Origin of the sequence: Moellerella wisconsensis ATCC 35017, assembly GCF_001294465.1 — a bacterium.
GTDB lineage: Bacteria > Pseudomonadota > Gammaproteobacteria > Enterobacterales > Enterobacteriaceae > Moellerella > Moellerella wisconsensis.
This window is the reverse complement of record NZ_LGAA01000002.1, coordinates 42,454-54,066: the sequence shown is the minus strand read 5'-3', so window position 1 is coordinate 54,066 and position 11,613 is coordinate 42,454. Positions and strand designations below refer to the sequence as shown.

Below are 11,613 nucleotides of genomic sequence, written 5' to 3'. Positions count from 1 at the left end.
CAGAACGCTAAACTCGGTTTTAGCGGGGCTATTATTTAGAATAACAGTTTAGAATAACTATTTGAGATGGTTGAATATTATTTACTCGTTTTCAACCAAATTAAAAACAGCTCAGTAAAGATTAAAAGGTCAATAATTATGGAATCAAATATCGCCTCATCGGCAGTGACAATCACCTTGAATGCCCGTTTAGAATCTGAACGCAGGATTGATCTGCAAGATGCGATTACTCAAGTTATGGAAAAGCTCGATAAAGAGATTTATGTCATTGGCGGTGAAACATTATTGTCTGAACACGGTGAACCTGAAAAGTGTAAGATCCAATTGGCTGTAGATGATGCTAATGGTGAAAATATTAGTTTAATTTTGCAGATGATTTCTAGCATGATCTCGCCAAAAGGTTCTAAATTACATATAAATAATGATGAAGCTGAAATTGAATTTGGTCATGAAGAAGGCTTAGCTATTTATATTAATGGCTCTGATTTGAGCGAAGATGTCTATCAAAATAGTGATATCAATGAAGTGATCGAGCGTTGTGATGAACTGATTGAAGATATCGGTACTATTCAAGGAACTTGGGACGGTTCAACTGAAACTGCATTGTATTTTTATGGTGAAAGTTTTGCAGCGATGGTGGAATTATTACAACCGTACTTAGATAGTGAACCTTTGTGTCAGAAAGCCCGTTTAGTGCAAATAGCTTAGCGCAACGAATAAAAAGCGCTAATTCAATGGAGAAAATAGCGCTTTTATAGCTGGATAAAGTAGATATGTGCTTACGATTAATTATTCTGTTGGTTGTAAATCTAATATTAAAATTTTAGAACGGCGTTGATAGTTATACAGTTCTTGTTTTTTTAATGGCAACATTTCTATTTCTGCGGGTTTAAATCCACGTTCTTGAAACCAATGAATACTGCGAGTAGTTAACACAAAGAGTTTTTCTAATCCTATTTGCTTGGCATGTGAGGAGATGCGATTTAACAAGACTTCTCCTCGGCAGGAACTGCGATAATCGGGATGAACTGCTACGCAGGCCATTTCACCCAATCCTTCCTCAGGATAAGGATAAAGTGCCGCACAAGCGATTGCTAAGTTATCTCGCTCAATAATAGTAAACTTATCTATTTCCATTTCTAGCTGCTCGCGAGAGCGCCTAACCAATATACCTTGTTGTTCCAGTGGCCGAATAAGCTCTAAAATTCCCCCGATATCATTAATATTGGCTCGGCGGATTTGCTCTGCACTTTCCATCACAATCTGTGTACCGATACCATCGCGAGAAAATAATTCTTGAATTAAAGAGCCATCTTCTTGGTAACTGAGTAGATGGCTACGGCGTACGCCACGACGACAGGCTTTAGCCGCACCTCGTAGAAAACGTACAGTCCCTGAATAATAATCGCCTTGAGATTCTAATTGCTGAATAAGATCTTCGGCTTCGTTCGGTAGTAATTCGGATAAAATATTACCGTGTTTGCCCATAACTCCTTGTGTGGAACAGAAGCCAATCAATTTTTCAGCCTTCATTTTGATCGCCAGTTGGGTGGCAACTTCTTCAGACGTTAAATTAAAGCTTTCACCGGTTACAGATACCGCAACTGGGCCAATGAGTACGATAGAGCCGTTATCTAGTTGACGATTAATCGCATCTTCATCAATTCGGCGGATCCGTCCACTATGATAATAATCAATGCCGTCATCAATACCTAAAGGTTGGGCAATAACAAAATTACCACTGACCACATTAATATGTGCGCCTTGTAATGGAGTATTATTCAGGCTCATTGATAAGCGAGCTGTGATATCTAATTGTAGCGCACCTGAAGCTTGTTTCACATATTCAAGCGTTTTAGCATCCGTGACCCGGGTATTTTTATGGTAAGTGGTTTTATAATTATTCTCTGTGAGAATACCTTCAATTTGAGGTCGAGCGCCATAAACGACAACAATCCGTATTCCAAGGCTATGAAGTAGGCCGATATCATTGACAATATTAGCAAAATTTTCATGGGCAATGGCTTCACCACCTAACATAATGATAAATGTTTTACCACGATGTGCGTTTATATAGGGAACCGAATGGCGGAATCCATCAACCAGTTCGGTGCTACGCTCTTTCATAAACACCCTCTCAAAGTGAATTTTTATTCGTAATTAATGTATTTTTATTCTTTTTAAGGGCAAATATCAAGCAAAAGATCTGATAAGTTTTGTAACATAACTCTGATAGGCCTTTACACATCTCTAGATTTTATTGTGTATTCTTAATGACAGTATGCTAATGATTGGTTAAAGTTCGCAGTCTGGCTGCTATAATTGGCCTTATTGATTATAAATTTCCCCTTTTCATCCGTTCTAGGTTTGGAATTATTTGATGAGTCACCAAGATCACAATCCGTCAAGGCGTCGCCTGTTACAAGGTGCAGCAGCGGTTATGTTGCTGAGTATTAGCCCTTTCGGTTTAGCGGCTGCTGCCAATATTGTTGCGGTACGTATATGGCCGGCTTCAAGTTATACTCGAGTGACACTGGAATCGAATATCCCGCTGAAATACCGTCAGTTTGCCTTAGAAAATCCTGATCGCATTGTTGTGGATTTGGAAGGCGTACAATTGAATAATGTTCTTAAGCAGATGACGAGCCAAATTCAAACTCGCGATCCCTTTCTAAAATTGGTGCGCGTGGGGCAATTTGATCCAAAAACGGTGCGCTTAGTTTTTGAAGTTAAAAGTAAAGTTAAGCCGCAAATGTTTACTATTGCACCGGTATCTGAATTTAAAAATCGCTTAGTTATGGATTTTTATCCGGGGCAGGGGGTGAGTACCACTGACGATCCATTATTGGCATTACTGGAAGATTATAATAAAGGCGATTTAGAAGAAAACTTGCCAATCGAATCGAAAAAACCGGGTAAAGCAGGAACCGATAGACCGATTATTATTATGATCGATCCCGGGCATGGTGGTGAAGATCCTGGGGCGATCGGCAAATATAAAACTCGTGAAAAAGATGTGGTTTTACAGATTGCTCGTCGCTTGAAAAAATTGATTGATAACGATCCTTCAATGCGCGCTTATATGACTCGCAACGAAGATATCTTTATTCCATTAACGGTCAGGGTGGCTAAAGCACGAAAAATGCAGGCAGATTTATTTGTCTCTATTCACGCCGATGCTTTTACTAATCGCTCTGCGCGTGGTTCGTCGGTGTTTGCTTTATCGACGAAAGGCGCGACCAGTAATACTGCGCGTTTCTTGGCTCAAACTCAGAATGAGGCCGATTTAATTGGTGGTGTGAGCAAAAGTGGCGATAAATATTTAGATCATACGATGTTTGATTTACTGCAAACGGCAACAATTAACGATAGTCTTAAATTCGGCGATGAAGTACTTAAACGCATGAAAAGCGTCAATAAATTGCATAAAAATAAAGTGGATCAAGCTGGTTTCGCGGTATTAAAAGCACCAGATATTCCCTCTATTTTAGTTGAAACTGCATTTATCAGTAATTTAGAAGAAGAGCGAAAATTAAAAACGGCAAAATTTCAGCAACAGATGGCCGAATCAATTTTCCAAGGAATAAAAGCTTATTTTCGTAATGGAGGCGATGTCGCACGCCGCCGCTAGTTGAAGCTTACTGTTTAAATCAGTGGTGATAATAAGCTTAGATAATATTGGTTTATGCTATTTTGCCACGGATGGTAATCTTATCGTTTAATTTATATATATTGAATTGCTATCACGCGATGGCAAATTCTATGTAACTTTTTGTATTATAATTATTACATGATTAATAGTTAGCATATTCTTATCCATCGTGAAAAACATTATTTGAATAAGCTAGAAACTGTATTTTTTAAGGGAATTATTTGGAATTATTCTAATTGAAAATATATTAAGAAGGGAAAATTGACTTACAAAATTGGTTGCGGGAGCTGGATTTGAACCAACGACCTTCGGGTTATGAGCCCGACGAGCTACCAGACTGCTCCATCCCGCGACTGATAATAATAACTAATAATATTTTTGGCAATGTGGTTGCGGGAGCTGGATTTGAACCAACGACCTTCGGGTTATGAGCCCGACGAGCTACCAGACTGCTCCATCCCGCGCCTGAAATATTATTTTACTCTATTTATTGCTTTACTGCTTCAGTTTTATCTACCGTGCTGTTATCTATCGTATTAATATATTGGTTGCGGGAGCTGGATTTGAACCAACGACCTTCGGGTTATGAGCCCGACGAGCTACCAGACTGCTCCATCCCGCGACTGATCTATTAATTACTTTAGCATATTACGGTATTTCTCTTTATTGTGTTTCTATTCAATTGAATTTTAGCACTGAATATATTGATACACAATATTGGTTGCGGGAGCTGGATTTGAACCAACGACCTTCGGGTTATGAGCCCGACGAGCTACCAGACTGCTCCATCCCGCGACTGATAGCGGGCACTATACTCAGGATGAGATCTGATGCAAGTTTTTTCGTTCATTTTTTTGATTTTTTTACGTAATTAGCACAAAAAACACACTTTACGCGTTTTTTTTATTCAATTGTAACCCTCGACTTAACAATTATTGTTGCCGAGTATTTTACTGATTTCTTTATGCTTGGCGGTTTGCTATTGTGCGCGACATCGTTAATACGGAGATAATTTCACATGAATTGCTGGCAAAAATGGTTAGTTTCTGGCGTGTTTCTATCTTTACTTGCAGGATGCCAGTCTCATCCCACGGATAAAGGTCAACAATATAAAGATGGCAAGCTAACGAAAGATTTACAGCAAGTCAATCAACTGAATGTTCAAGGGCGACCGATTAATGCGGCTGATTTTAATCAGCAGGTCAGCATGATTGAACAAATGTCGCCAAGATTATTCCGTAATAACAATGATACTTACCACGCGATTGAAAATTGGCTACAAGCAGGTGGCGATCCTGCTCAATTAGCGAATTTCAATTTATCAGCCTTTCAAATGGAAGGTGTTGATAATTATGGAAATGTACAGTTCACTGGTTACTATACTCCAGTTATCGAAGCACGCAGAGTAAAGCAAGGTGAGTTCCGTTATCCGCTGTATGGTATGCCAGCAAAAGGTAAAAAGCGTTTACCAAGTCGCGCCGAAATTTATAACGGTGCATTGAGCGATAGATTAATTTTAGCCTACAGTAACTCAGCCGTAGATAATTTTATGATGGAAGTGCAGGGGAGTGGCTATGTTAATTATGGTGATGGTAGCCCGTTAAGTTTTTATGGCTATGCGGGTAAAAATGGTCACGCGTATAAAAGTATCGGTAAAGTTTTAGTGGATAACGGTGAAGTACCATTAGCTAAAATGTCACTACAAGCGATAAGAGATTGGACTGAATCTCATAGTGAAGAAGAAGTTCGCCAGTTATTGGAACAAAATAGTTCGTTTGTTTTCTTTAAACCAGAAGCCTTTGTGCCTGTAAGAGGCGCAAGCGCGGTACCATTAATTGCTAAAGCCTCGGTTGCTGCAGATAAAACGCTGATCCCGGCGGGCACAACGTTACTGGCAGAAATTCCAATATTGGATAATAACGGCAAATTTACGGGTCGTTATGAAATGCGTATGATGGTTGCATTGGATGTTGGTGGCGCGATTAAAGGCCATCATTTTGATATTTATCACGGTACAGGCCATGATGCAGGCAGAATGGCGGGTTTTTATAATCACTATGGTCGCGTTTGGGTACTGAAAAAAAGTCCGTTAGCGATTAAATAGTTATAGCGATAATTAAGGTATTATTTTTCGATGCAAAATTCTCTTTCTGATGCATGGATGCAGCGCTTTGCGGGGACGGGGCGATTGTACGGCCAATTCGCACTATCACTTTTTGCTCAATCACATATCTGTGTCATTGGTATTGGTGGCGTTGGTTCATGGGCAGCAGAGGCACTTGCTCGCACTGGTATTGGTGCTATTACTCTTATCGATATGGATGATGTATGCGTGACAAATACTAACCGGCAATTACACGCATTGAAGTCAACTATTGGTCAGCCCAAAGTTGAAGTAATGAAACAGCGTATTTTAGCGATAAACCCTGAGTGTCGGGTTACCGTTGTCGATGATTTTATTACTGCGGATAATGCGGCGGAATTATTATCGGTAGGATTCGACTATGTGATTGATGCTATTGATAGTGTTAGACCAAAAGCGGCATTATTAGCTTATTGCCGCCGCTATAAAATTCCAGTAATAACCACGGGGGGCGCAGGGGGACAGATTGATCCGACACAAATTAAAGTGACTGATTTAGCTAAAACCATCCAAGACCCTTTAGCGGCGAAATTACGTGAACGTTTAAAATCAGATTTTAATGTGGTTAAAAATGGTAAGGGTAAATTGGGGATTGATTGTGTCTTTTCGACAGAACAATTAGTTTATCCTCAACGTGACGGCTCTGTATGCGCAGCAAAAAGTACCGCAGATGGCTCTAAACGGATGGATTGTGCTTCAGGCTTTGGCGCTGCAACAATGGTAACCGCCAGTTTTGGTTTTATCGCCGTTTCGCATGCCCTGAAAAAAATGCTGGCTAGAGCTGAACGTAATCGCTTGAAAAAATAAAATGATAGATAGGCGCAGAATATATGCGCCTATCACTTTCGTTGAGTAATGAGAAATCCAAATAGCCGGTGAGAGTTAATTTGTGCTGTTATTGATTTTCTTGGGCGATTTTTTGGATATATTGAATTAGTGCTTGGATCCCATTTAAACGTGAATCGCTCAGTTGCCCTGATAATCCAGTGGCTTGAAAAAACTCAGAGAAATCAATTGATAAAATTTTCTGTGGCGTTTGGTTTTCTATCGCTGTCAGTAATATAGCCAGTAATCCTTTGACAATTCTTCCTTCGCTATCACCAAAAAAGTGTAACGTTCCGTTTTGATTTAGTTGATAGCCAAGCCAAACTCGATTTTCACAACCTTTAACTTCTTGCGCTTGCTGGCGAGTGACTTCGTCTAATACAGGTAATTTACGGGCTAATTTGATTAATAAACGATATTTGTCTTCCCATGCAGATTGCGCTTGTAAGTCACAACGCAGATCTTCAAATGTTATCTCTGAGCCAAATGGGTGAGTTGCTGTCAACGAGGGCATAGTTTAGCTCCTTGATTCTTATAATTAATTATACTATTCATTTAATAATGATAGCGCTGATTTTAGCTCTGAGATAAATCGAATAATATCTTGTTGATTATTATAAGGCATAACAGAGATACGTAAGCAGCTATTTATTCCCATTGCATCCATTAATGGTTGAGCACAATGTTGTCCATGGCGTAATGCGATATTTTGCTCCGCCAGTAAAATGGCTAAATCGCTAGGATGAATATCGGCAAAATTAAATGATAGTAGCGGAGAGTGTGAACAACGATAGCTAATAAAACCGGGCAGCTGCTGCAATTGCTGTTCGGCATAATCGATTAATGAATTAGCATGCAATGCAGCATCTGATCGATGAATAGTTTCAAGCCACGCTAAAGTAGCAGAGAAAGCCAGAACACCCGCAATATTTGGCGTACCAGCTTCAAAACAATGAGGGATTTCTGCTGCAACAAAATTAGAAAAATCAGTTTCAATTAGCATTTTGCCGCCACCATGCCAAGGTGACATTTGAGCGGCTAATTGTGGTTTAATATAACACACTCCTAATCCGGTCGGTCCATACAATTTATGTGCAGAAAAAGCATAAAAATCAATGTCTAGTGCTGTAACATCAATTGAATGGTGAGCTATCCCTTGGGCGCCATCAACCACCATTTTAGCCCCTACTTCTCGAGTCAGTTGACGAATCGCTATGAGATCTGGCTGATGGCCTGTTACATTCGACATTTGGCTCACTGCGACGACCCGAGTACGCTGATTTAATAGGGGCTTTAGGCTATCAAGGCTAATATGATAATTTTGATTAATTGGCCATTTGATTACTGTTGCGCCGGTTTGCTGCGCTAGCATCAGCCAAGGGATCAAATTTGAATGGTGTTCTTGCTCGCTGACAATAATTTCATCGCCGGGTTGTAGTTGTTCTCTAAAATAACTTTGGGCAACAAAATTGATTGACTCAGTTGTTCCTCGTGTCCAAATAATGCTTTTCGCATCAACTGAGTTTATTAATCGGGCAACCTGCTGGCGTGCTAATTCATAATTTTGAGTGGTCTGTAATGCCACTTTTGATTGACCACGATGAACCGAACTACTGGCGTGCCTATAATAGTGATCAGTCGCTTCTATCATGGCAAGAGGCTTCAATGCGGTCGCTGCACTGTCTAGAAAGACGGTTGGGCTGTTTAATGCCGGAAAATGGCTTCTAAAATTAATAGCAGAGAAAGTACTCATTGCGCCTCATTAATAACTAAGATGATTCTTTTTGACTAAATTAGTGGTTTTGTTTCAATTGTAACCTGTTTAGCAGGGAAAGATATTGTTACACTTAGACATGTTTATTGGTACTATTAGTAAAATAGAAACAAAAAATTTAGTCATATTTGATCATTTTGCAATAAATTCATCCAATTTCCTATAGTTATAGAATAAGCGGTTTATAGAATATCAAATTGGATTATTTAGGCAGGGATGAATAGATCTCAATTCATAACATTTACCTGAAGATAAGATATTACGTTATTCTATTCATTTATCGTGGTTTTTTAGTTAATTGTCGTAAGTTATTTGAGTTTTATTTAGCTAAAAAAAAACACCGCCGAAGCGGTGTATTAAAAAATCACTATGGACAGACAGGGTAAATGTACAGGAAGTGAAAAAAAACAGTAGCATAGCTACAAAGTCTAGTATTACTAGACAACTTGCAAACACAACATCACAACCACAAAGCCAAAAGCTCCAAAGTAGCAAAACTTTGAAACTTTTCGTTCCGGCTTAGGAAGTGCGCATACTATAGGTATTTACTGGTATATCCTCAATGGACAAATTATAATGCTTCGGATAAAAAAAACTAATGTATCTAATTGGCCGGAATAGAAGCGATTATGTCTAAACGATTACCTCCCCTTAATGCATTGCGAGTATTTGACGCTGCTGCCCGTCATTTAAGTTTTACTAAAGCGGCAGAGGAGCTGTTTGTTACTCAAGCAGCAGTGAGTCATCAAATGAAAAGTTTAGAGGATTTTTTAGGGCTTAAATTGTTTCGCCGCCGTAATCGCTCATTGTTACTGACGGAAGAAGGGCAAAGTTATTATCTTGATATTAAAGAAATTTTCTCTTCTATAAATGAAGCGACCCGAAAATTACTCGCCCGTAGCGCAAAAGGTGCATTGACAGTAAGTTTGTCGCCTAGCTTTGCTATCCAATGGTTAGTTCCTCGATTATCGGGATTTAACCAAGCTTATCCTGGAATCGATGTGCGCATTCAGGCGGTAGATCGTGAAGAAGATAAACTGTCTGATGATGTTGATGTTGCAATATTTTATGGTCGTGGGAATTGGCCAGGTTTAAGGACAGATCGCCTATATGCTGAGTTTTTAATGCCAGTATGTTCGCCATCATTATTAACTGGAGATCACCCGCTAAAACAGCCGGGAGATCTCGCATTCCATACATTATTGCACGACTCTTCGCGTAGAGATTGGCAAGCCTATACTCGTATGCTGGAGTTGCAGAATATTGTGAATGTACAGCAGGGACCAATATTTAGTCATAGTGCAATGGTGATACAGGCGGCGGTTCATGGGCAAGGAATCGCGTTGACCAATAATGTGATGGCTAAAAATGAAATAGATTCGGGTCGATTGGTATGTCCTTTCAGTGAAGTACTCGTTAGTAAAAATGCTTTTTATCTTGTTTGTCAGGAAAATCAGGCGGAACTGGGAAAAATTGCGGCATTTAGGCAATGGATCCTCGCTCAGGCTGCTAGCGAACAAGAAAAATTAGGCTTTATCACCGGCGATCAAGAAACTACACTACCTGGGCAGTAATTAAAAAGATAAAACAGAAATAAAGGGTATTACTGTGAATAGTCGTTTGATGCTAATTTTTGCTGGGATCAGTGGTTTTTTTTGTGTGGCATTCGGTGCGGTAGGTTCGCATTTATTGTCGCCAGTCATGAGCTCCCATCAAATGGAGTGGATTGATACAGGTTTGCGTTATCAGATGATGCATACTGCTGCTCTAATGGCCCTTGGCGCCATTTTAATCCGTAAAGTTGTGCTTTGGTTTTACTGGTGCGGGATATTTTTCGCTATAGGTATTCTCCTTTTCAGTGGTAGCCTTTATTGTATGGCCTTATTGCAGGTAAAATACTTCGCGTATTTTACGCCGATTGGTGGAGTTTGCTTTCTGATCGGCTGGCTGTTAGTGGTTATCGGCGCTACGCGTCTAAGGAAATCGGCGTTACGCCATGAATAATAAAATTGCATTATATTGTCGCCAAGGCTTTGAAAAAGAATGTGCGTCAGAAATAACAGATAAAGCAAGTCAGAAAGAAATTTTTGGTTTTGCTCGAGTAAAAGAGAACAGCGGCTATGTCTTGTTCGAGTGCTATGAAGCTGGAAATGCGGATCGTCTTGCGAAAGAGATCCCATTTTCTGAGTTGATTTTTGCTCGTCAGATGATTGTAGTTGGCGATCTGTTAAAAGATTTACCAGCAGATGATCGTATTACTCCGGTTGTTGCTGCGCTAAAAACGCAAATAGAGCGTGCTGGTGAAGTTCGTGTTGAAGTTCCAGATACCAATGAAAGTAAAGAGTTATTGAATTTTTGTCGTAAATTTACGGTTCCACTGCGTAATGCATTGCGTCAAGAAAAAATATTATTAGCCAAAGAAAACCTGAAACGTCCGGTGATCCATGTATTTTTTATAGCTCCCGGTTGTTGTTATACAGGATATTCTTACAGCACTAATAACTCTACATTCTATATGGGGATACCGCGTCTGAAGTTTCCTTCTGATGCGCCAAGCCGTTCAACGCTAAAACTGGAAGAAGCCTTTCATGTTTTTATTCCTCACGATGAGTGGGAAGAACGTTTGGCCAGCGGGATGAAAGCAGTTGATTTAGGCGCTTGTCCTGGTGGATGGACCTATCAATTAGTTAAGCGCAGTATGATGGTGCATGCGGTAGATAATGGCCCGATGGCTCAGAGCTTAATGGATACTGGCCAGGTTAGACATCACCGCCTTGATGGTTTCAAATTTCAGCCATTAGTAAATAACATTACTTGGTTAGTCTGTGATATGGTTGAAAAACCAGCAAAAGTAGCGGCGTTGATGACCGAGTGGTTAGTTCAAGGTTGGTGCCGTGAAGCTATTTTCAATCTTAAATTACCGATGAAAAAACGCTATGAAGAAGTTTCCCATATCTTAAATAAGATGGAAATTCAGCTGAAAGAAAACGGTATTAATTCCCGTATTCAAGCCAAGCAATTATATCATGATCGTGAAGAAGTGACTGTGCATGTACAGCGTATTTGGGCGGCTGCCCCTAAACGTGACTGATTTATCAACTTATTGAATATCACTTATTGAGCATACAAATCTAAATATAGTGAGTTCGAATATAAAAAAACGACCTTTGGGTCGTTTTTTTATATTACTATCAATCGATAGTGATCAATTTTGTAATT

10 protein-coding genes and 4 tRNA genes are annotated in these 11,613 nt (G+C 39.7%); 7 read left to right on the top strand and 7 right to left on the bottom strand.

The window, feature by feature from the left end:
* The first annotated feature begins 138 nt into the window (after positions 1 to 138).
* The gene (locus M992_RS00400; protein ID WP_053906915.1) at positions 139 to 708 is read left to right on the top strand and encodes a hypothetical protein; all 570 of its coding nucleotides are present in this window, start codon (positions 139 to 141) and stop codon (positions 706 to 708) included.
* Between the two features lie 81 nt (positions 709 to 789).
* Here the strand turns inward: M992_RS00400 and argA are convergent, their stop codons facing one another.
* Positions 790 to 2,127, bottom strand: coding sequence for an amino-acid N-acetyltransferase (gene argA, locus M992_RS00395; protein WP_053906914.1), 1,338 nt, complete (start codon positions 2,125 to 2,127; stop codon positions 790 to 792).
* Positions 2,128 to 2,380: 253 nt separating this feature from the next.
* Between argA and amiC the strand changes: the two genes are divergently transcribed.
* Positions 2,381 to 3,631 carry an N-acetylmuramoyl-L-alanine amidase AmiC gene (gene amiC / locus M992_RS00390; RefSeq protein ID WP_053906913.1) on the top strand — a complete coding sequence of 417 codons (1,251 nt, stop codon included), beginning with the start codon at positions 2,381 to 2,383 and terminating at the stop codon, positions 3,629 to 3,631.
* Positions 3,632 to 3,927: 296 nt separating this feature from the next.
* Here the strand turns inward: amiC and M992_RS00385 are convergent.
* The 4 genes from M992_RS00385 to M992_RS00370 all read right to left on the bottom strand — a co-directional run bounded on the left by M992_RS00385 (position 3,928) and on the right by M992_RS00370 (position 4,447).
* Positions 3,928 to 4,004 (bottom strand) — tRNA-Met (locus tag M992_RS00385).
* Positions 4,005 to 4,039: 35 nt separating this feature from the next.
* Positions 4,040 to 4,116: transfer RNA gene (locus M992_RS00380), tRNA-Met, on the bottom strand.
* An 81-nt stretch (positions 4,117 to 4,197) separates the two neighbouring features.
* Positions 4,198 to 4,274: transfer RNA gene (locus M992_RS00375), tRNA-Met, on the bottom strand.
* A gap of 96 nt (positions 4,275 to 4,370) precedes the next feature.
* Positions 4,371 to 4,447, bottom strand: a tRNA-Met gene (locus M992_RS00370).
* Positions 4,448 to 4,670: 223 nt separating this feature from the next.
* Here M992_RS00370 and mltA point away from each other — a divergent pair.
* Positions 4,671 to 5,756 (top strand): murein transglycosylase A, encoded by a 1,086-nt coding sequence (mltA, locus tag M992_RS00365; RefSeq protein WP_053906912.1) that lies wholly within the window; start codon positions 4,671 to 4,673, stop codon positions 5,754 to 5,756.
* Between the two features lie 30 nt (positions 5,757 to 5,786).
* Positions 5,787 to 6,602 (top strand): tRNA cyclic N6-threonylcarbamoyladenosine(37) synthase TcdA, encoded by an 816-nt coding sequence (gene tcdA, locus M992_RS00360; RefSeq protein ID WP_053906911.1) that lies wholly within the window; start codon positions 5,787 to 5,789, stop codon positions 6,600 to 6,602.
* Positions 6,603 to 6,690: 88 nt separating this feature from the next.
* Here tcdA and csdE read toward each other — a convergent pair whose 3' ends face one another.
* Positions 6,691 to 7,134, bottom strand: coding sequence for a cysteine desulfurase sulfur acceptor subunit CsdE (csdE, locus tag M992_RS00355; protein WP_047255133.1), 444 nt, complete (start codon positions 7,132 to 7,134; stop codon positions 6,691 to 6,693).
* Between the two features lie 33 nt (positions 7,135 to 7,167).
* A complete protein-coding gene (csdA, locus tag M992_RS00350; protein WP_053906910.1) occupies positions 7,168 to 8,373 on the bottom strand; it encodes a cysteine desulfurase CsdA in 1,206 nt (401 codons plus the stop codon).
* A gap of 650 nt (positions 8,374 to 9,023) precedes the next feature.
* Between csdA and M992_RS00345 the strand changes: the two genes are divergently transcribed.
* From M992_RS00345 to rlmM, 3 genes are read left to right on the top strand one after another with little or no spacing between them, the layout of a single operon-like run.
* The gene (locus M992_RS00345; protein WP_047255131.1) at positions 9,024 to 9,968 is read left to right on the top strand and encodes a transcriptional regulator GcvA; all 945 of its coding nucleotides are present in this window, start codon (positions 9,024 to 9,026) and stop codon (positions 9,966 to 9,968) included.
* Positions 9,969 to 10,002: 34 nt separating this feature from the next.
* Positions 10,003 to 10,398, top strand: a complete 396-nt coding sequence (locus M992_RS00340; protein WP_053906909.1) for a DUF423 domain-containing protein — start codon at positions 10,003 to 10,005, stop codon at positions 10,396 to 10,398.
* On the top strand, positions 10,391 to 11,485 hold the full coding sequence (rlmM, locus tag M992_RS00335; protein WP_053906908.1) for a 23S rRNA (cytidine(2498)-2'-O)-methyltransferase RlmM: 1,095 nt from the start codon (positions 10,391 to 10,393) through the stop codon (positions 11,483 to 11,485). Before M992_RS00340 ends, rlmM begins: the two co-directional genes overlap by 8 nt.
* Positions 11,486 to 11,613: the final 128 nt, after the last annotated feature.